Annotated in this window: 15 protein-coding genes; all 15 read right to left on the bottom strand. The window is 39.8% G+C overall.

Translation table 11 applies throughout. From position 1 onward, the window contains the following. Positions 1-87 precede the first annotated feature (87 nt). Positions 88-1,287, bottom strand: coding sequence for a helix-turn-helix domain-containing protein (locus WJR50_RS26120; protein WP_341296258.1), 1,200 nt, complete (start codon positions 1,285-1,287; stop codon positions 88-90). A 690-nt stretch (positions 1,288-1,977) separates the two neighbouring features. Next, complete coding sequence (locus WJR50_RS26115; RefSeq protein ID WP_341296257.1) at positions 1,978-3,096, bottom strand: amidohydrolase family protein; 1,119 nt, start codon at positions 3,094-3,096, stop codon at positions 1,978-1,980. A 102-nt stretch (positions 3,097-3,198) separates the two neighbouring features. Then, positions 3,199-4,269 (bottom strand): glutaminase A, encoded by a 1,071-nt coding sequence (gene glsA, locus WJR50_RS26110; protein ID WP_341296256.1) that lies wholly within the window; start codon positions 4,267-4,269, stop codon positions 3,199-3,201. 22 nt (positions 4,270-4,291) lie between these two features. Then, positions 4,292-5,503 carry a DcaP family trimeric outer membrane transporter gene (locus WJR50_RS26105; protein ID WP_341296255.1) on the bottom strand — a complete coding sequence of 404 codons (1,212 nt, stop codon included), beginning with the start codon at positions 5,501-5,503 and terminating at the stop codon, positions 4,292-4,294. 75 nt (positions 5,504-5,578) lie between these two features. Further along, positions 5,579-6,874 (bottom strand): hypothetical protein, encoded by a 1,296-nt coding sequence (locus WJR50_RS26100; protein WP_341296254.1) that lies wholly within the window; start codon positions 6,872-6,874, stop codon positions 5,579-5,581. A gap of 103 nt (positions 6,875-6,977) precedes the next feature. Next, positions 6,978-8,462 carry a GH1 family beta-glucosidase gene (locus WJR50_RS26095; RefSeq protein WP_341296253.1) on the bottom strand — a complete coding sequence of 495 codons (1,485 nt, stop codon included), beginning with the start codon at positions 8,460-8,462 and terminating at the stop codon, positions 6,978-6,980. 345 nt (positions 8,463-8,807) lie between these two features. Further along, positions 8,808-9,467 (bottom strand): HdeD family acid-resistance protein, encoded by a 660-nt coding sequence (locus tag WJR50_RS26090; RefSeq protein WP_341296252.1) that lies wholly within the window; start codon positions 9,465-9,467, stop codon positions 8,808-8,810. A 49-nt stretch (positions 9,468-9,516) separates the two neighbouring features. Continuing rightward, positions 9,517-10,524, bottom strand: coding sequence for an alpha/beta hydrolase (locus tag WJR50_RS26085; RefSeq protein ID WP_341296251.1), 1,008 nt, complete (start codon positions 10,522-10,524; stop codon positions 9,517-9,519). Between the two features lie 533 nt (positions 10,525-11,057). Next, entirely contained in the window at positions 11,058-12,014 is a 957-nt protein-coding gene (locus WJR50_RS26080) for a helix-turn-helix domain-containing protein (RefSeq protein ID WP_341296250.1), read from the bottom strand. A 682-nt stretch (positions 12,015-12,696) separates the two neighbouring features. Next, positions 12,697-14,034, bottom strand: a complete 1,338-nt coding sequence (locus tag WJR50_RS26075; protein WP_341296249.1) for a Gfo/Idh/MocA family protein — start codon at positions 14,032-14,034, stop codon at positions 12,697-12,699. A gap of 396 nt (positions 14,035-14,430) precedes the next feature. Continuing rightward, positions 14,431-14,574, bottom strand: a complete 144-nt coding sequence (locus WJR50_RS26070; RefSeq protein ID WP_341296248.1) for a hypothetical protein — start codon at positions 14,572-14,574, stop codon at positions 14,431-14,433. A gap of 30 nt (positions 14,575-14,604) precedes the next feature. After that, entirely contained in the window at positions 14,605-14,736 is a 132-nt protein-coding gene (locus tag WJR50_RS26065; RefSeq protein WP_341296247.1) for a hypothetical protein, read from the bottom strand. 987 nt (positions 14,737-15,723) lie between these two features. Beyond that, positions 15,724-17,355: a C45 family autoproteolytic acyltransferase/hydrolase gene (locus WJR50_RS26060; protein WP_341296246.1), complete on the bottom strand. Its 1,632-nt coding sequence runs from the start codon at positions 17,353-17,355 to the stop codon at positions 15,724-15,726. A 215-nt stretch (positions 17,356-17,570) separates the two neighbouring features. Then, positions 17,571-20,039, bottom strand: coding sequence for an alpha/beta fold hydrolase (locus tag WJR50_RS26055; RefSeq protein ID WP_341296245.1), 2,469 nt, complete (start codon positions 20,037-20,039; stop codon positions 17,571-17,573). A 29-nt stretch (positions 20,040-20,068) separates the two neighbouring features. Beyond that, complete coding sequence (locus tag WJR50_RS26050) at positions 20,069-21,337, bottom strand: BamA/TamA family outer membrane protein (protein ID WP_341296244.1); 1,269 nt, start codon at positions 21,335-21,337, stop codon at positions 20,069-20,071. Positions 21,338-21,550: the final 213 nt, after the last annotated feature.

Below are 21,550 nucleotides of genomic sequence, written 5' to 3'. Positions count from 1 at the left end.
ATAAACCTGATCAAATTGCCAATATGGCTCACGAATTATTTCTCAATATGAAACAAACAAATGCAAATTTGAACCCATAGCCGGTTATCATAATTTTAGCTCTAAATCACTACTATTGGAACGAAACTCTATTCGCTGGTTATCCTCCAGCTTTTTTAAAAATTTAGTAGGGGTTAAGCCTGTCAGCTTTTTTACGGAATGCAGAAAGGTGGTACGGGACTTAAACCCTACCTCTGAGGCAAGGCCCTCAATAGTAAGGTTCTTGTAGTTCATATGTTGATAATTTTGGATCAGGTAGCTAATTCTGTAGCTATTGATCATTTCGGTATACCTCATACCAAAACCCTGATTGATTACTATAGATAATAGATGACGCTCTACATTAATGTCATTGGAAAGATCACCTAATAAATAACCATTTTGTAGAAATGGTTTATGCTGCTTCATGTAACTTTTTACTTTAGTTACATAGCTGGTAAGTTCATCATCGTCAAATGGATTGTACTTTTTAACACTTTCATTGGATAAAGCTTCAGGAGTCACTCTAATACCATATAGTATGTAAGGCGTCTGATAAAGCGTAAAGTTTAAAGCTAAAAATGTAGTAGCAATAATTAATGAGAAGGAATTAAAAGCTAAGGGGTCCTCAAGTCGTGTAGCTAATGACCATAAAAAAGCCAAGGTGATGATGATATCACAGATAATGATAGAAATTAACCATTTGAATTCTGGAAGAGTTAAAATTGACTTTTTTTGTTCAATAGCTAGAGAATACCTGTATACTTCTTTGATACAAAATAATATATATATAACACCATAAATGCAAACAATCCAGGGTAACAGAGACATAAAAAATGTTCCTTCCTGCCATTTGAGCAGCGCGTTATTATTGAGAATATATTCCTGAATTAACACTTTTTTTTCATCTGCACTTTGCAGTAGAAAGGGAAGTGTATCGGCAAAAGCAATAAGGGTGGGTACAAAATGTAAAATGTCGATAGCGGCTAACTTTTTTTCTTTTCTTATATACGCTCTAATGTAGAGATAGGAAATAGGGCCTAAGCAAAAGCATAATGGTAATGCCGTTCTGAACAGATGGGGAACATATACAATGTACCCGCTCGCATTCAAAGTATTGACCAATAAAATCCAGGAAATACTTAATATAAATACGAAGGGAAGAATATTTAAAACATTGGGATTTTTAATTATTCTGTTGAATAACAGGTAGGCAGCAAACAACCCAAAAGCTACACCGATAATGCCTATTATAAATACTGAACTCATTGAGAATGAGGTTTAATTGAAAAAGACTTTTATGAATTTGTAATAAGCGATACCAGAATATAAGTTTATGGTTAACTAAGAGAAATTAAGATTTTATAAAAATTCGCTATCGTGGCTTGAGCTTCAAACAAGCTACGGCTCACCCTAATCTAAATTCAATAAAATTGATCACATAATTCTTATCTTTTAATTATCACTATGTTATCATTTATTGTGATCGTTATTTTGATAGCTGAATACTTTGGATATCAACACTTTACATTTTCACATTTGTTTGGTGTAATACTCAACATGTAATACCTAAAAATATTGAAATAAATCTAATATAAAAACATTTGACCTCTCTCCTTTTGTAGTGAGTTTAGTGGATAATTCGGTGATACAGCTTTTGCTTTAACCTTAAAGGAGATTATGCTGTTGTTACAATCTTTGCCGGGCGAAATACACTAGTACGGCCCATCAGGCTGTGATGGATGTCCTGGTGTTTTAAAAACAGCTTAATAGATAAAAGCATTATTCCTTCAACCATTACTTTCCGCAAAAGCAGGGTTTTGAGATAATCTTAAACATGAAAAGACAAGTTCCTATTTATGTGCAATTAATTTATTACCTTCAAATCACTCTTTCTATAGACTTATTTTAGCGCTATTCAGCGCGTGATTACCACTCCTATCAGGAGCAGAAGTGCTTCTAGCGATTCAAATGTTTATCCTCCCAGGCACGTACTTTTTTATTGGCATCATCAAAGAGACGTTCGTAGTTACCTAGGGTCACCAATTCACGAGCCTTTGGAGTGAGTGCCTCCCATAAAGGTTGGTAAATCCTGTAGACTCTCATATATACTTCTTCATTAGCAGGCGCTACTACATCTGTACCGAAAAGAAAACGTTCGGGATGGGCGTTAATCAGTGCCGCAGACTTACTGATCGATTCCGGCGAAGCAACAATGTATTTAGCAACCTCATCCCAGCTGATATCAAAATAAAGATTATCAAATTCGGGATAGCTAACTGCTTTTTCCAAAAGTTCAAGATGATTCGGATTAATAGGTGAATTAGCAGACGTACCGCTTTGTACGGGATGCACTACCCTACCCAGTCCGGTATGTGCCCAGATAAGGGTAGTATTAGGGTGTCTGCTGATAAGATCTCTCATCTGAGTTAGATATATGGGTTCATTTCCGGCTGCCTGAAAGGGCTGATCAATGTCGCAATGGAGAAGTACCAGCAAACCAGCCTGACCTGCAAAGTGTAATATACTATCCAATGCAGGATTTGTAAGGCTTGCCACACCTCCAGCTACTTTGGAAGAAACAAACTCTTTGTGAATAGTAAATTCTCCAATGCCTGAGAAAACACCCGGAAAAGTTCGTAGTACCCGTCGTATATGATCTACACCATACATATCGGCCGGATTAAATCCGGTAATCATAGGATCAAACCGTTTCTGTTGTTCAGAGGAAAGTGACTTGTAAGCCATCGCGATGAAGGCGTCGGTAAAGGAGTAATAATATAAGGGGGCATCACTTTGCAAATAGTATGTGGGCCTGAATGAACCGGAATTATCATAAGAATGCATTTGCTGTAAGGGTATGCCAAACAATGCGACTCTCCCTACCTTATCTCCCATAATCTCCAAAAATTTACTGATCTCAGTTCCTTCCTGTATATAATTGGTCAGATGAAAGTGACTATCGTTGAACAAATAAGAACTACTCTGGGTAGTTTGTTGCGCCATTAGAAGACTATGGTTGATTAACAGAAAACTACCTATCGCCATGGGCAAAAAGAATTTTTTCCAAGTACTCATATAATTCATTGGGTTAGGGTTTCTAAAAACCTGTTAACCTCTGTGAGTAACAATGCAGACAAAGGCCAACAGGTAGATAGCTACTTGATAAAGTTGATTTTTTTATTCATTTCTTACTTCTTCCTCTGAGTTATTTGTATCCTTCACTAGATAGGGATGTACTCCAAGTTCACGTACAATTTCAAAAATGCTCTTCTGGGCTTTAACACTGTTCCCTACCTCATTAAGTGGGGGAGAAATTACCGCAATGCCAAATTTACCCGGACACACAGCAATGATACCTCCCCCCACCCCACTTTTGCCAGGTAGACCAACTGCATAAAGCCACTGGCCGGAGTCGTCATACAAACCCGCAGTAGCCATCACTGACATGGTAAGCGCAGCAGTTTCGGAAGACACCACTTTCTTGTTAGTTACTGGATTGGTACCTCCACTGGCCAGAGTAGCTGCCATCACAGCGAGATCCCTGGCATTTACATTGATGGCGCATTGTTTGGTATACACATCAGTGGCCTGTGCAGGGTCAAAATACATACGGCCGTAGGCATCTAATAAGTGCGCTATAGCTTGGTTGCGAAGATTGTCGCCAGCTTCGCTGATGTAGACAGGCTGATTCACTTCTAATTGTCTTCCGGCAAAATCACTGTGAGTCTGAAGAATATTCTGCCATTTTGCCGCCGAATCTGCACCACTGACCAAACTTGTGGCTGCAATCGCTCCAGGATTAACGAGGGGGTTGATCTCCTTGCCTTTCTGCAGTTCAATCGCAATAATTGAATTAAAGCGAAGTCCAGTAGCGTCAACGCCTATTTTATCCATTACTGCTTTAGGCCCTTGTTCTTCAATTACTCTGGCCAGTGTAAACACTTTGGATATGGATTGGATAGAAACATGAGAATCAAGGTCGCCTTTGGTAAATACCTCACCTTCGGTGGTAACAAGGGCTATACCATAGATATTGGGATCTACGGTAGCCAGTTCTTTGATATAATCGGCGTTTTTGCCTTCTTGTAGATCTTTATATTTTTCATAGGCATGGTCAATGGCCGCCTGATATGGCATATCCTCCTGGGTAAGGTTTTTTCCCTTTTTTGTCTGTGCCCATGAGACAGTTGAAGCGGACAACATGATAAACATCATCACTACGCCGGATAAATAAGTTAGCCTTTTCATAAATGTAGTCGTTTAATAAAATTTAATTTTTGAAGAAGGTATGAGTGAAATTGTACTTGAAAGAGAATTGAATTTTAGTCATTGAGGTACTCCATCCATCATTAAAATTCTCTCGGTGTGCCCATTGATACTCAACACCAGCCATTACTCTTTCCACCGGGTAAAACAACAAGTTTGCTAGTACATAGCTACCACTGGAGAAAGCATTATCGGACTGTGCATTCGAATTGTTGATGTCAAATAATGAATATCCGACAGATGAGGTAAAACGTTCATTCCAGCGGTGATCCAGAAAAGCTACAATCCCCAACATAGGGAGCGCTACTCCTTCTACCGGAGCGGCAGCATCATCAGTATTCTCAATACCAATATCCGCTGTAGCATCATTCATATAGTTTTCTACCCCTTCACCATACACCACCTGACCTTTAAAGACACTGCTTTGCCCAATATTGACATTTGTACTTAAATTTATTCCCCAGCCTACGGCACTACCACTTAGATCAATACCATCGTTATTCTGATCTTCCCATCTTATACTTCGCAACATGCCCGCTACTTCCATATACCCCCAATCTGTGGCCTGGCGGTACTCTGCGGAAAGATCGGGTAAGGGAAACCTGAATGATACCCCTTCCAGCTCAATTCTATCAGTATATATCCCCTGGTCGGCACTGGCGCCTGGTCTTTCCAACGCAATTGTCAACCGGGTATCCCCTTGAATGGGCATGTAACGAAATTGTACATTACGGAAAAGTACCATACCATTGGGTCCCCAGTATTCAAGTGTATTTGGAAACACATCAATATCCATAAAAGGACTCCAGTATTGCCCTACCCCTATTTGTCCGAGTTCAGCATATGCATGCCGCAAACGGAAGGTAGTTTGCCCGGCATCAGCCCCTGTGCCAAACATTTCAAATTCAAAAAAAGTAAACAGTTCTCCCAATGGTGTTTCTGAATAGGTTTTGAAACCAAGTCGGGTTTGACGCACAGAGAAGTAGACATTACCATCCGTACCATACTGGTTTTCAAAGGCTGGCAGACGAGTTGGGCGAACTATATCAAACCAATCCGGATCAACCTGATCAAAATTATAGCCTGCATCCAACATGATATGGCCGTAGATTTCCATACTGTGTTTTGGCGCATCTTCCTGGGCGTGTAGTGCACAAAAAAAAGTCAGCATCATCACTATTGCGCAGAGAAGGGTTCGTATACGTAAAATTCTCATGAGTATATGCGAATTTAAAGTGTGTATCAGTTTGGAAAATATCATAATTGACAAGTTGGATACCGTTTACTTCATTTAATAGAACAGTTCTAGATTAAGCATGAAGATGACACCCTGAGCACCCACCACCATAGGATAACTGAAATAGCCAACAGGAGAATTATCAACATGTATGAGCTCAGTATTTATCCTGAAAGATTTATCCTTAAACGCATACCAGTTGACTCCAAGTCCTAACTCATAGGGATCTCCATATTCACCAAAGATTTTAGACCCAAAGGCATATCCCATGAGCGTTTTTTTTACCAGCATATAGGAGCTTTTCAGATAAAAACCACTGTCAAATAAATGATCCACAGGTGCATTATTATTCGTCCTGAAGTTGCTTACCCACCTTAAGTAATATTCAGCCGATGCGGAAAATCCCTGGTATTTCACACTTCCATTGATAGAATTCATCTGGTATGTGGCTTTGGTTACCTGCACATCGGGGCCGAATACTCCTCTGTTAAAAATGGTTCTTCCATCTGACAGACGAATCTGGCTGTTTTCCGGGTCTTCTGTGCCTGGCTGGCTTTGCGGTGTTTCATTGCTACGGGTGTAGGCAGCACCCAGCATAGTAGCTAATGATTCATGGTGCTCGTAATCTCCATAGGGAGCGTAGCGACCGAAGTTTCCTGTTGTCCACCACAACGCTGCTGAAAAACTATCAAAATCATTGTCCAATTGTCCGGCATCTACCCCCAACTGGCTGAGGTTATTGCCCAGCATAGTTTTATAGAAAATATTGTCAGTAATTGCTCCCTGTGCCCATATTCCGGTAGTAAACGATGCCCTAAAAAATTCTTCGGCCATAGGACGGGCATCTTGCCTTAACCAGCCAGGCCATTGCCCATACATAGCACGCGAGCTGGGTAATCCTCCAATGCCCACACCCACATCAAGGTAAGGTTTGATCTCGTACTGGAAATTACCTCCCACTACCACCTGGGCACCCAATCCAAGGTTAGTGTTAGAAGTCCATGCATAAAAAAGGTAACGAAATTTAGGATTATACAACCAACCTTTAAAGTAAAGCATTACCTTCTGAAACTGAACGTCATTCCGTTTATCCAGTGAAATAATATTTCCATCAGCAAATGTATAAGAATCCTCTAGCCCTCTTTGGTTCAGATACCTAGTAGTACCGAACAAGCTTACGCTTAAAGAAGCATTTTTTGTTTCCTTAATGAGTAAACCGCTACCATAAAAGTGTACATCACTCTCTTCATCTGGAGGTAAAGAAGGAATCTGGGCATAGACGCTTATGGAAACACAAACCAGTATACTGATGACAGAAAAGCGAGGGTATAAGTTTATCTTTAAATACATGTAGGTAACGGGCTGTAAAAAAAATTTTAATGGCTTATAGCAGAAGCAGATTAGGAAGTAAATCCTTAACCTATCTCTTGAAGAATTTTTTTACTACTCTGGATCAAACCACTTTATTAGCAGTAACTACTTCCTTAAAAAAGGAAGCACTTAACTTTGGTATGCGTTTGAGATTTGAATAGTCTACATAATACAGCCCGAAACGGGTTTCATATCCTCCTACCCATTCAAAGTTATCCATAAGACTCCAGTGGAAGTAACCTTTTACAGGTACTCCTTCCTGAATCGCCCTCTGTAGCTGGGTAAGATAGTTACGCAAAAACATGATGCGATCGGTATCATACACTTTTCCATCATCTCTCAGTTCATCTCCGGCTCCACAACCATTTTCGGTGATGTAAATGGATTTTGCCCCCCATAACTTTTGTACATGCTTTGGCGACCAATACAAAGCTTCAGGCCCGATAAGGTGCCAGGGTGATGCCATTTTGGGATGGATTTTTGAAAAAGGCAATAATTCATATTGCTGTGCATTGCTACTCGCCATCACATAATGGCTGGGCATGTATACATTAATACCAACAAAGTCGGTAGGCGTGCCTATGATTTTTAATTCTTCATCAGTAAATTGAGGAGCATTAGCTCCAGCTGACTCCAGAAAGGCGTCAGTGTATTTTCCTTCCAGCATCACAGTGAGGTATCCGGCATTCAATTCCCGGGTGGCTATCTCCGCTGCTTTTATATTTTCTGGTGTTTCAAAAGCAGGCACCGCATTGGTAATATTTTCAGCCGGTCCTGCTTGGGTACCCTGCCTACTTTTGGTCTTGATGGCCTGCATCGCAAGGCCATGTGCCAATACTACATGATGTCTAACCTGGTTTAATTTTCCGGGTGGTAACTTCAGCCCGGGAGCTAATAATCCCGTTCCGTGCCCCCATTCAACGAAGGTAAACATCTCATTTATTGTAAAAAAATGGCGCACCCTGTCGCTCAGTTTTTCGGCTACATAGCCTGCATAGTTGGCAAAAGCTTCGGAAGTTTTCTTGGACTGCCATCCACCATAAGTAGTTTGCAAATAATCAGGTAAATCCCAATGATAAAGCGTAGCAAAGGGCGTGATGTCATGAGTAAGCAGTTCGTCTATTAGGCGGTTGTAAAAGTCTAAACCTTTTGGATTAGGAGTACCTACTCCCTCAGGAAATACTCGGGGCCAAGAAATGGAAAATCGGTAAGTCTGTGCCCCCAGAGCCTTCATCAGTTGTACATCTTCTTTATAACGGTGATACATATCAACTGCCACGTCTGCATTGGCTCCGTTTTTGATTTTTCCGGGTGTATGGGCAAAAGTATCCCATATAGAAACACCACGCCCATCTTCCTTCACTGCTCCTTCTACCTGATAGGCAGCAGTGGCAGTGCCCCATAAAAAGTCGTTAGGAAAAAATTTTTCGTCAGAGGGCTTGGATGAATAGCCAAATTGCTCAGCAGAAGCAGTATGATGTGCGGTGGCAGTCAGCACACCTAAGCCGGTAGCACCGGCTCTTTTGATAAAATTCCTCCTGTTTTTTCCGAGTGTATCTTTATTCATTTTGATGATAAGTTAGGTTAGAACAATGATGAGTATTGCTACAGAGTTGTAAATCTATCCGCGTATCATATACACCGTCTATCGTATTACTCCTACATCGGGATGGCGTTCTCCCTACAGTTTGAGAGATAGAAAAGCATTTTATTGATGCTCAAATTGTTCCAGTTGCTTTTTCAGGGAGCTGGTTTTGCTTTGGTATTTTTCAATTCTGCTTTATATCCTTGAGAATTTCAATGGCCTGAGCTTTCCGTTCAATAATTGCGATGATAAGGCTTGTCATTGCAAATAACGTATAGAATTAGCGCCTACTCTGTGTGTTTTCGGCTTCCCCTTTGTCAATCTTTGCTAATGAGGTTGTTTAGCCGTAGTTTGGCTCATCATTTCCTGGTATTCTCTGGTTACACTTTTGATACGGCTTTTCAGCTCATCGGAAAGCTTATTGGGTAGATCCTTTATTTTTTTCAGTTTTAAAGAAACCATTATGGCACCGCTCCCGGCAAATACAAATGCTATGCCTGTCCAAAAAACCAGGGAAAGGCCCGCAAACAAAGGGTTCCAAAGTAGAATAAAAGAAAAAATAATCCCTAAAACACTTACTGTTGCTATGTTACCCCAGTTAATAATACCCATATTTTTTAAGTCATAGGCCCAGCCAAGAGCGTTGACTGAATGGAATAGCACAAAAAAACCTACCACAAAAGGTAAGGTTGCCAATGATATTTCAGGCCGTGCTAGCAATAAGATGCCCACTAAAGTGTAGAGAACTCCTCCAGCTAAGTACCACCCCCAACTGTCTATCTCTTGCCTGTTAGCAACTGAAAAGATGACTTGCAGAATACCTGATACTAGAAAAGACAAGCTAAAAACTACTGACAAAGCCAGATATGAGGCTGTTGGTGTGGTAAACACATAAATTCCAACCAATATCAATAAGATGCCGACAACAAGAGGAATGTACCAGTGTTTTACTGAGTTCACTGCCGTTTTTAATGATAAGGTGTTCATGATGGAAAAAATTAAAAGGTTAGGATTTTTCTAAGTAGTTATATTTTGGTCATTTAGGTTTCAAATCAAGACCCGACAAGAACGTCAGCACCCGATCAAGTGCTAACTGACCTGCATCAGTATCTAGGTTAAATTGATATTCATGAGGCAGCGCGGGAGTATAATCAGATGGAAAAAAAAGTGTTTCTACCTGTACACCATGGCTGTTAAGTGCTTCGGCCATATCCTTAGAATATAATAGCAAAGGGTCAGCATTACCTGCAGAAATAAATACTGGAGGATAAGAGTCGGTAACATATTCAATGATCTTAATGGTAGCAAAATCCGGGTCGTTCATAAAGTTTTTACTGCCACTGTATGCCCAAAGCATGGCTTCCAGGAATTTACCATACTCTCCCCTAAGTGCATCTTCGTGAATATCGTAAGGACCACAAAATAGTATAAGACCTGTTAACTGAGAGCCTGAAATAGAAGGTGCAATATTCATTAGGGCAGCATATGAAGGCAGATGGTGAATGTTGGCAAGCTGTGCTACAATGTTCGCACCCGCAGAGTCCCCGGCCAGGATGAAGTGAGCAGCATCAATATGAAGCCGTTGAGCATGTTGCGCCAAATAGGCAAGAGCAGCATTAGTTTGCCGTACAGGGGTCGGGTATGTTTCTTCAGGTGCAATGGAATAATTCACTGAAACAACTGTATACCCCTTACTGGCGAGTATTTTGCAATAATTAGCCACTTCTTCTTTACTGCCTGAAACAAATCCCCCTCCGTGCACCCAAACGATAGCAGGAAGTAAGTCTTGCGTTTGTTCAATAGCAGTAGGAAAATATACATCCAGAAATGCATCGGAATCATTTTTATCATATTGCTCATTGAGGACAGCTGTTATACCCTCAGGCACGTGCTTTTCCAGTGCTGAACTGGTCTTTTCTGCTCCTTCAGTAAATGCTTTACGAATCAAAAGTGCATAAGGCCACGGGCTTACTTCAAAGGCAACAAAACCAACCAGGGCTAATACAACAACACCCAATAGAATAGAGATAAACACTCTTTTCATAATTTTATCTTTTTCTGGCTAAATCTTAATATTCATCACTGGCTTTGATTTTTCTTTTGGACACAATAATTCAAGTATTTTTAAATTGTTGTAGTTTAATTGACTCACAACAATCAACTTCATTTTTCTTTACCTAATTAAAATAACTGAGAGGAAACTTGGGCAGAACTATAGTTTACATTAATGTTAATTCAGCACTTCGGCAATACGTATACCATTAAGCGTTATCTACTTTAGGTTACTCTTCTAGAGGAAACATCTTTAAGACTATAACAATAAAAAAACAACTTCAAGTAAGTTAATTTACTTGATGTCGGTATATACATGGGTCAAATTGACAAAATGTATACTATGACTTTTTATTTCTGAAAAAGCCTAATCTATAAATATAGAACCAAGGTACAATTAATATTCTAAGCCTACTATGCAAAATGTGCCAAGTAAAAAAATCAATCACAGTTTTGTAAGTATCAAAAGTATAGTTGTTTGAACCATATCTAAAGTTTACGTAAAATATTCAATACGATATGAGGTTAAAAGTAGCCGTATAGAGTCTCAGATGGTTTTTCATTGAATATGCGTCTATATTCTACAGCAAAACGGCCTAGCTCCCAGAATCCGTAACTCATAGCAACATCAGTAACGGTAGTTATGGCAGGGTCCAAGTTTTTTAGCTCAGCTCTTACTGCTGACATACGCTTGAGTTTAAGATAATGGGCAGGCCCCATACCAAGCGTATTTTTGAATGCCCTCTGCAAAGTTCTTCTGGATATATCTAAAGCATTGCATAAGTCTGCTATATGTATAGATTGCGCTATCCTCCCTTCCATCCAATCTTCCGCCTGCCGTACAATTTGAGCATGAGAAAGAGTATGCTTTTTAACACAACGTTTTTCATCATACACAATTCCACAAAGAAATGATTCTACTAAATCATATTGAAAAGATGCTAGTTGCTTGTCAGACAAAGCAAAATCCGGGTACCTAAGTTGTGATTCTACGTGCATCAGTGTCTTACGCAGGACAGTATATAATTCAGGTGATGTCCTAAACAGATATGGATGTTCCCATAAGCCTTTATCTCCATATAGCATATCTCTTGCTCCATATTTGATAAGTGAATCAATACTGATGGTTAAAGTTGCAAAATATATTTCTCCTATGGAAACAGCATCTTGTTCAACTCCGGGAGGAAAAATGAAAACATCACCGGGCATAGATAAATGGCCCCATTGTAAGATTTTTGCTTCTGAACATAAATTGATGCCCAGAGTAACTTTATCCGTGTGCATGATACCCTTGGAACGGAACTCAGCATTTAACTGGCCGAACCCAACTTGTATCTCTGGTGCCGATACTTGTAACATTTCTCCTTTTGGCGTTCCATCAGCATTAAGTTGAACAGAATCAAGGTTTATACCTGAAATAAGCTGATTCATGTTCTCAATACTATTGAAAGATATTTTTTCAATTTGTACACTGTTTGCCATAGAAACTAATTATTTATGGTTTGAGTAAATATGCCATCTCTTCACTCCCAATAATATTTTCATTACAAAGGCAAATTTCATTACTTAGTCATACTCACTTATTGACTCAGAATAAATATTGATTCTTTAAAACTATTTATGTCACCTAATTATGTAGAATTGGACAAATTTGTTGTAGAAATAAATAAAATTGATCAATAACATTTTTCCTTTTATATCATGCTCAATCACATACCAGATTCAAGTCATGTATAATACATGTTTAATTTACGAATATATAAGTTAAACATGAAATGTTATGCTAGACAATATCAAAATACTCAATTACTAGAATTCTAACGCTCTATAAAAAGATTTGATGTATCGCTAGTCGCTACGAAGTTACTGGAGCCACTTTGTCTAATGGGGCAAGGTTCACTGGATTAAGAAGAATGAATTCAAGAAAGCTAGCCAGTGTGCAAAAACAGTGAAAATTAGTGGTAAAATAATCTGAAGTTAATAGAAAATTCTTTTAAATATCAACAACAGCATACTAAGTAAATTATGCATTAAGCATGATTCTCAATATCATACACTGGTGATTTCTTTCTTACAGGAATATTATTGTTTCTACCATAAATCTAATAGAAAAGTTTAAATAGCCAGAAGTCTTTCTCTATAACTTCTGGCTTCCGACTTACAATTACACTTCATTAGGAATTACAAAACCTTCCCGATAATCTCTGGTCAACATTTTATCTGCTTCAGGATCATTTACAAAAGTTTCAGCTTTGGGATCAAATGTCAGCACACGGTCCAGGCGATAAGCAATGTTACCAAGATGTGCTAATCCAGAGGCAAGATGTGCAGTTTCTACCGGGCCATTTAGAATGGATTTGTCACGTTTGCGCACTGCTTCAATAAAATTGGCAAAATGACCATCTGTACCTCCGGCCCCCCGATCCATGCCAGTACCTGAAGCCATACCATCATCTCCTGATTTGCCCGGCTCTCTTTCCTTTCCTAAATAAGTTTGATACTTATCATAGCCATCTACGACCAGTATTCCTTTATCTCCATAAAAAATATTTCCTACCGTTACACCTTCTTCGGTATTAGTACACCATGGACGTACTTCAAATTGAATAATTTTCCCTTCATCAGGGTATTTATATACAGAGGAAAGTACCTCCGGTGTCTCTTTGCTGTCATCCCAAAGAAACTTGCCCCCCATAGAGGTAATTTTAGTAGGAAATCCCACATCCAGTCCCCACATACAAAGATCAGTTTCGTGAATTCCCTGGTTGCCGACATCACCATTGCCATAATCCCAATGCCAGTGCCAATTGTAGTGCACAAGATCCTTAGTAAATGGCTCTTTGTGCGCTGGACCTGTCCACAGGTCATAGTCTAAACCTTCTGGAACAGGTGAAGTACCATGATTTCCAATATCACCCCTCCAACGGAAAACCAGGCCCCGTGCCATATATACATTACCAATGTACCCATCTCTCAAAAGTCCGATAGCTTCATTGATGGCAGGAGAGCTTCTCAGTTGTACACCGTGCTGAACGATTCTATCATACTTGTTGGCAGCTTCAACCATTTTACGACCTTCCCATATATTATGAGAGCCAGGTTTTTCAACATATACGTCTTTTCCGGCCTGACAAGCCCATATCGTGGCCAAAGCATGCCAGTGATTAGGGGTGGCCAGACTCACCACATCAATATCTTTGTTATCAAAAACGCGGCGCAAGTCCTGCTCAAGCTCCACATCCTTGCTATATTTTTCTTTAAATTCTTTTTGACGCTCCTTAAGAACATTCATATCGGGGTCGCAAAGAATCTTGAGATCTACATTCTCCTGTGCCATGAAGCTACTTACATGGTTTTTGCCTCTGCCATTGAGACCCAATACTGCTGCATTGATACGGTCGTTTGCTCCAAAAGCGCTGGATGGGATGATGGTTGGTGCTACAATTGCTGCTGACCCTGCCATGGCCGTATTCTTTAAAAAAGTTCTTCTGGTTGTTTCCATAGTATAATTTTTCAAGTTTATGCTTTTGACCTCCCTATCCAGGAAAAGAGCGGACAAAAAGTTTGACATATGATAAAAATATAAACCTGCTGACCTTTAAAATTGTCGGCAGGCTCTAAGTTACTTTTAAATTTATAAAACATACGATGTTTATTCCTACTTCTCTCCAATTGTTACCATGGGTACAGTGGCCGTACTGGTTATGTATTCATATCAGTTATCCAGTTGAATACTTCATCACCTCTTTTAAAGGTGTTGATAAGCATTGCTCCGCTCACTAGCCTACTCTGGAACGGACATTTATCCACGGCTTGTGCATCTTACCTTTCTTGGTAGTAAAAATGACCACACCATTGGTAGCCTGTAAACCCTGGATAGCTGCTGAGCTTGCGTCTTTTATACATCCACACCACTTTCAATAACGCCAGGGTTGATTTCTGCAAGATCTCCTCTGAAAATTATACCGTCAAGAACAATAAGTGGCCAGAGAGGAATCTTAACGAACTTGAAAATCAGCTCACCCTCTGGCGTACGTAGCATAACCTACCTGCATACTGGGCACAGCGCTTCTTAAAATATCCGAACCACTGCTGGCTTATATTTGGCTATTTCGTCAGCTTGTACATTAAGAATTCCTCTGGTGAGATCTTTCTTCATTTGTATGCCATAACTAATCACAACGATTTCTTCCAGAGATGACATAAGTTGCGGATATTTTTTTCTAATAGTAGCCGGTCAATCATTTTACTTTCCTCTTGGTCAATGAACCAATCTTGACCATGCTCCACGAAATATGCCTTACACTTCTTGCAGATAAATTTCTGTTTTCCGGTATGAGGGCAATGACCATTTCTGATAATTTTCGTTGTATTACATCCATCGTGGAGTGATGAGGGCAATGTGTATTAGAGTTCATGCGCCCGGCGCCCGGTTTTTTCTAAAATAACATGTTGTCCTCTTTTTCATTCCTTCCAATTAATTTGATCCACTACCAATTTCGGAATAACCTCTAGTTTTAATGAATTTGAATTGATTTATTATTTTCTATTGAAAAATGGGTACACTTCATATGTTGAAAGGCGTCAAAAAACATCAAAATAAATCAAGATACATCAATATAAATTACTGTATATCAATAAGTTATAGTGTTTTTTTTTGGTAACCTCTTTGCGAATGTAAAAAAGGTCACCGAATAGTTCACCCGCGGCGTCCGCTAAGTATTGAGAAAAATTGAATGTTGTGGAGGGCATTAAAACCAAAAAACCCTCTAAACATACAATTTAGAGGGTTTTGATAAGATTTGGTTTGTACCAAGTCAGGGTGACTGGACGATAACCTTATTTATAAATCCCTCTATTTCAACATCTTATATAATCTATTTTTGTCAGTTCACCGATCAGCTCACCTAAGTTCTTTGTATAAATGAAACTAATTCGTATTAGCGAAAAGGACAGGGCTAAAAATACCAAATAGCCCATTATAGTACAAAATATACTCTCTAAATTAACCAAGCTTTATACCTGTTCTTATCTTCTCTCCTCGGTCAAATTCGATCTATTCATCCATCCATAATTCATTTTGTGTTCCTCTCTTTGTTGAAATTAGATGGGAATGCGTAAAAAATGTACAATAAAGAAATTCATATATCATAACACTATTATTTCACCGATCGTCTTATTTTAGCTCGATTCACTTATGGTCAAGTTCATCTAATTTTGCTAAAATATTTCTATCATAATAAATGACAGCTTCGTAATTTTCTAGAATAACCTGAATTTCTGCGTCGTATTGGTTTGACCTCTGTGGATCAAGAGCAGTCCACGCTCTTGAAAGAGCTGTCAATCGGTAAAGTTCCTGTTCAGGAGACAATTTGGTTTTATTCATGGAGAGGGTTGGAATAGAAGTTGAAAAAGGAAAATTTAAATAATTAATACCCTCTAAATATTCTATGGCTTTCTCAAAATTTCTCTCATGATAGGCTGCTAAACCTGCATACAACCTGAATTCGGGTACGGATGGTGCAAGGTTGTAGGCTCGTTCAGCATAAAAGGTAAATGACTCCCAGCGGCTTTGTTGAAAACTCTCATAGGATACCAGGAAGTAACTATTAGCATCTTCAGGATATGTTTGAGCCAAGTTCATATAAGCTTGAAGTCTGTCTGCTCTACTCATCAGACTTGTATTGATTTTAGCAGCTTCTTCAATGATTTTACTGATAGGGATTGCCTCCATGAAAAGGGCGGGTCGCTCAGAAAAGTCTTCACCGAAATGGTAAACTGCTCTAAGTGCAGCAAAACGCTTCCCTAAAGCCATATAAAAACCGTTCCCATCAGGAGAGAATATGACCATCTGCTGCCCCCAGGCATTGGCTATCGCACTGCGGGTACCTAGCCAGGTATAATCACTTCCATCCTGGGCGTAGCGAGACCTCAGAAAGGCAACCGCATCAAGCATAGTATATTCATTTTTTTGGGGAAAAGCATTTGCCAACTGTTCTCTATCCTTATTAAAACCCGCCAGATTGCTTCGTGGATGTTGTTGCTCAGCAAGCTCTGAATCCACAATATTGTTAAAATCCCAAAGGATGGTACCACCAAGTTCCTGATAAGCTCTCGCAGTAGGTAGAAGTTCGATACGCGCTCCTCTCCCTGTATCTCTATCACTCCATATCGTTCCTCCGGAGGCAGCTACAGAAAATTTGCTGGTAAGCTGCCAAACTTCTTCAAGTGTAGCAGACTCTTCCAGTGCTATTCTAGCTAAATAAACAATAGGGAAGCCGTCAGGATTTGGCTTACGGATACTATATGTTTCCTCTGTATAAGTCAAACCTTTATTATTATAGCCAGTCTCTACTCCTAAAAAGAGGGGCGGGTCAATATGGGTTACAACATTATATCCAACCGGATTATACCGAACCACAACAGTGTAAGTTCCAAGAAGCCCCTCGTATCCAAAACCATAAGGTTCCTGGTTGTGCCCATGAATAATCTTGCCATCCGAAGTACGCATAAGCAGACCGGTACAGCCGTTACTCATATAAATATCATACAACAAGCTGACCATCATGATTGCATCTTCAGGGATACCCGAACCGTGGGATACTCCCTTAATTTCCTCGTGAAAGCGTTGAGGCAATAGATTGGCCATCTTTTTAGACCGGAATTTTAAGATAGCAGTCAAAATTGGCAGGGGAATACCCATATCCTTCGCTGTCCAGGTTAAGACTTTTTTGTAAGCTTTAAGAGCCTCCAGAATCTCTGGTCGCAAAAGGACACCGTATTGTAAACCCATCTCATAGTAGCTACCTTTCAGCTCTAGCAATGGTGCCGTGCCAGCATGTCGATAGGCTACTCCTTCAAGGAAGGTCGAGCGTTCGTTATCTACTGTTGGCTCATAATCAGGGTGTAACGATTCTGCCAGGAAATGTGGTAAAATTACCTACGAAATAGGCAGAAATCGCAACTATAACTACTATGATCACCAGGGTGGGCTTATGCACTATTTTCATTACTATAGGTTGTTGTGAACAAGCATGATTAATTACTTGAGTAGTACTCCTGCTTCTTGTATGGAAACAACACTAGAAGCAATAGCAGCATAGCAAAAAGAAAAATAGAAAATCCAAACCAACCGGAAGCAATCGGAAAGACCGAAGTAAGAAATAAATAATCCTGGTTTACAGCCCAAATAAGGACTGAACTCAAAATCAAAGATAAAGTGAATTGAACTAACCTCAATAGTCGGAATTTGATTGCAAGTGGAGCAAACCTACGTTTACCGGTAACTATGCCAAGAACCAATTGCCATAGTTGCCACACTACAGCCAAAAATATTAGTCCGCTTAATACCCATACTGCTTTAGTCGCTATGATGATGTTTCCCATTCCTACAGAAGATATTCCGCGCCCCTCTGCCCAGTCTTGAAATACATGAGCAAAAAATGGCCAGCTCCTTTGGCTATTGGTAAAAATCACTATTCCCTCCCCAATTTCAGGAACTGAATAAAAATGCGTCATCCAACCAGAACCCTGACCTCCGTGAGAAACGGCCTTTTTACCATTGGGAAGGGTCTCTATAAAGTGTCCAAATCCGTAAGAGTTAAAAGCAAGACCATAGAACCCTGGCACTTTCACAACAGGAGTATAGAGTTCATTGATTCTCCGAGTATTCAACACTTTAATGCCAGTACTTGAAAAGTCTGTCATACCAGCGGTAACAAAAGTAGCAACATCCTTTATGGTAGCAAAAAGCCCACCGGCGGCCTTATCAGGGTAGATATAAACTGGTATAGAATTTCCATAAAGATCATAGCCAAAAGGAACCGGAGGATCAAAATCTTCACTCCAGTTGAAACTGGAATGGCGCATTCCTAAGGGGTGTAAAACCTCGCTCTCCATGTATTCGGCAAAATCACGTCCTGTAACCTCTTCTATCAGTAACTCAAGTAAATTATATCCTGTATTTGAATAGAAAAAAGAGAGGCCAGGCTCGCGAATAAGAACAGCATCCTTAGTTAAGCTTTCTTTCAAAGTAGGTACAGTATCTTTTGGTGAATAACGGACCCCTATAGTTCCTAAAGGCATGCCAGCACTATGGCTGAGCAACTGTCTTACTGTTATTTTTTTTTCAGGAAATTCAGATTCAGGAAATTTCCAGCTCTTCAGATATTGCTGCACGGGACGATCCATCTCTATTTTTCCTTGCTCCACCAACTTCATCACTCCCCAGGCTGTGACTGATTTAGAAATAGATTCTACCCTGCAATAATCAGTGGGGCTCATTTTCCGACCTTCTTCCAGGTCTGCATACCCATAGGCATTTGACCAAGTGATCTCACCCTTTTGAATAAGAGCAATGATGGTCCCTGGAATATCATAACGATCCATTAATACTGGTATCCGATCCTCAAAATGATCGATAAGTTGGTCTGATGATGTTTGATTTCCGACCTTAAATCCTAGTTTAGCTTTTATTTGTATGATTTCACTGCTAAATTTCTCCGGCTCACCCAGAAAGGGAGTATGCGCTGAATTCTCAAATACGATCAGCTCAGACATGGGAGCCTCTAAAATTTCATAATATTCTTTTACCAGTTGGTAGGGTGTATTGTAGTCATTTTTCCCGGAAAGGAAAAAAACCGGAATATCCAAAGATGGAATTTGATTGATAAAATTGGTGTTATAGGTATAAATTTCATCCCACATCTTACCGCTACCCCGGTTAGCACCATTGAGCCAGCGCATATAATCCAACAGACCGTATTCTGGTGCACGAAAGGCACGACGAGCCAACCGGGGCATAGCAACATCAAAATTGCCCCCATATTTATCGATAAGCATTGCGTATGCCACAAAATCCTGGTGTTGGGTATAAGGGGGTTCACCAAAACCTGCTAACTTTTTCAGGTCAGCCCGATCGTTTTTTTGCTCAATTTTTTCTTTTAACCATGTATAGCTGATTGTATTTGCCCGGTAGTTATCAACCACCTGGCTGACACCAATATAGGCATGGAAATCTTCCGGATATTTAGCTGCAAGCTCTATCCCCAGTTGAGAACCCCAGGAATGGCCAAGCAGAAACACTTTATCCTGACCAAATTTCTTTTTCAGGTAAAGGGTCAGTTCGTGGGCATCCTCCAGGAATTGATCAACAATCATCGTTTCTTCATCAAAGCCTTTATGGTTGGACTTGCCAGCCCCCCTTTGATCCCAATGTACTACAACAAACTCCTTTTCCAGTTCCTTATCAAGGAAGCGAGCCAGTGGCATTTGAGCTGCTCCTGGTCCTCCATGTAGCCAGAGAAGAACTGGTTTGGTTTTATCTTCTCCACGCATCAGTATGTATTGATCCATCCCACCGAGTGATATCATTTTCAATTCAGCGATACTTTCGGATCCTTCCAAAGGGTCGGTATATGAAAAAAAAGCACCACGAATTCCTACAATAATGACAAGAAGGATTGTCAATAAGACAACTAGAGAAATTAATGAAATTTTCCTGAGCATGACTCTATAATAATTAACGCATATTTATTTTAAAATGCTTCCCCTATGGTGATATACAGTCCACGATCATGCTTTCCTATACCATAGTCAATGCGGATATTGCTCCTGTCTTCCGGATTTAAATTAAATCTTAACCCCATGCCACCTGCATATTTAGGATTGTCCAGATTAAAGTGTTCAAATTTGTTCCAGACTTCACCAGCCCCAATAAACACAGCTAACCCGAATCGCTTGTAAAGATGCTGCCTGAATTCAGCCTGAACCTGAGCAGCATTTGCATCCCTAAACCTGCCTTCGAAGTAACCCCTCAGAATCTCTCTTCCTCCGAGAAGTGAATATTCCTGAAAAGGAAGTTCACCTGTAGTCATACGCAGACGAAAATGAAAGGCAAGAACAGAGTTTTTATCATTCTTGAGATCCATATATTTACGACCATCGAGCTGCCAACTTAAGTGAGGATGGGTTGTTCCTAATATTTCTGGATAAAAAAGTGTGGAAAGGTCCAGATAGTGATTTTCAGTGGGATAGGTAATACTGTTTCTTTTATCCCAGCGGATTGTAAAACCAATACCAGACAACGAACTACCATTTCCTCCTTTAATCATATCAGTCGGAATCTGGTCATCATTTTGATCCGTGAACTCAACAGCTGAAAGTCTACTCCACCGAAGTATGGGTCCGGCGTAGAATTTTGAAGCTATTTTTCTAAGGACGGTCTGCTGGAAATTAATTCTACGATACTCTACATTAACTTTATCATCATCAAGGGTATATGCGCCGATGCCCCAATAGTTATTTGGAAAAAAAGCATACTGATAAGTGCCATCTAAAAGCCATTGCTCTTGCGGTAGAATAACGTTAGGCAGAAATTCAAATATAAGTTGGTGGTTTAGCGTATAAATCCCGGAAGACAGGATTTGCGAAGCTCGTGTCTCAATTCCGGCTGCTCTTGGTTTAAACTGATACATCAATAACCCACCGAACATAAGCCTTGTCTCAGGTGTATAGCTGGCGAATGGAAGAACTACTGTTTTACTATGGTACTTCTCAACCCCTGCTTCCTGAGCAAAAAGCGGTGTGATACCAATTAGGGTCAAAATTATTACTGTCTTCCATGGATTCTTTGTGATTTGATTGAGTATTACTGGTTTTATAATTGAAATCAGATACGAAAGAATCTTCATGCAGATTTTTGCCCCCATTTTATTGCTTACTCTTTTTATGGCTTTAGTGTAAATCACAATCCATATCAAAGAATTTGCTTTACTAAATACAGCGGTAAAATTTAAATGTGACATGACTTTACACCCTTTGCTATTTATCAAATGTAAAGACAACTTAATTTATGTGACATGACATATATCATAAAGCTGTATGATTTCGATGATCAAATTTTCCATACATTTGCTGACTTGTCCTGTGCAGAAAAGGTACGGCTCTTCCTAAATTTTGGTGAAGCAGGATTGGATTGAAAGGATGAGCTAAAATGTTATGAGGGAAAAGAGGAGCAG

The sequence above is a fragment of the Catalinimonas locisalis genome, assembly GCF_038039535.1.
In the GTDB taxonomy this organism is placed as follows: domain Bacteria; phylum Bacteroidota; class Bacteroidia; order Cytophagales; family Cyclobacteriaceae; genus Catalinimonas.
The sequence above is the reverse complement of the archived record's forward strand: the minus strand, read 5'-3'. Positions and strand labels throughout refer to the sequence as shown.

Excerpts from the sequence above, each read along its gene's own strand:
- WJR50_RS26050 (WP_341296244.1), bottom strand. The coding sequence starts at position 21,337 with ATGTCACATTTAAATTTTACCGCTGTATTTAGTAAAGCAAATTCTTTG.
- WJR50_RS26115 (WP_341296257.1), bottom strand. The coding sequence starts at position 3,096 with ATGAGTACTTGGAAAAAATTCTTTTTGCCCATGGCGATAGGTAGTTTT.
- glsA (WP_341296256.1), bottom strand. The coding sequence starts at position 4,269 with ATGAAAAGGCTAACTTATTTATCCGGCGTAGTGATGATGTTTATCATG.
- WJR50_RS26090 (WP_341296252.1), bottom strand. The coding sequence starts at position 9,467 with ATGAACACCTTATCATTAAAAACGGCAGTGAACTCAGTAAAACACTGG.
- WJR50_RS26100 (WP_341296254.1), bottom strand. The coding sequence starts at position 6,874 with ATGTATTTAAAGATAAACTTATACCCTCGCTTTTCTGTCATCAGTATA.
- WJR50_RS26080 (WP_341296250.1), bottom strand. The coding sequence starts at position 12,014 with ATGGCAAACAGTGTACAAATTGAAAAAATATCTTTCAATAGTATTGAG.
- WJR50_RS26070 (WP_341296248.1), bottom strand. The coding sequence starts at position 14,574 with ATGCTACGTACGCCAGAGGGTGAGCTGATTTTCAAGTTCGTTAAGATT.
- WJR50_RS26075 (WP_341296249.1), bottom strand. The coding sequence starts at position 14,034 with ATGGAAACAACCAGAAGAACTTTTTTAAAGAATACGGCCATGGCAGGG.
- WJR50_RS26120 (WP_341296258.1), bottom strand. The coding sequence starts at position 1,287 with ATGAGTTCAGTATTTATAATAGGCATTATCGGTGTAGCTTTTGGGTTG.
- WJR50_RS26105 (WP_341296255.1), bottom strand. The coding sequence starts at position 5,503 with ATGAGAATTTTACGTATACGAACCCTTCTCTGCGCAATAGTGATGATG.
- WJR50_RS26055 (WP_341296245.1), bottom strand. The coding sequence starts at position 20,039 with ATGCTCAGGAAAATTTCATTAATTTCTCTAGTTGTCTTATTGACAATC.
- WJR50_RS26065 (WP_341296247.1), bottom strand. The coding sequence starts at position 14,736 with ATGTCATCTCTGGAAGAAATCGTTGTGATTAGTTATGGCATACAAATG.
- WJR50_RS26085 (WP_341296251.1), bottom strand. The coding sequence starts at position 10,524 with ATGAAAAGAGTGTTTATCTCTATTCTATTGGGTGTTGTTGTATTAGCC.
- WJR50_RS26095 (WP_341296253.1), bottom strand. The coding sequence starts at position 8,462 with ATGAATAAAGATACACTCGGAAAAAACAGGAGGAATTTTATCAAAAGA.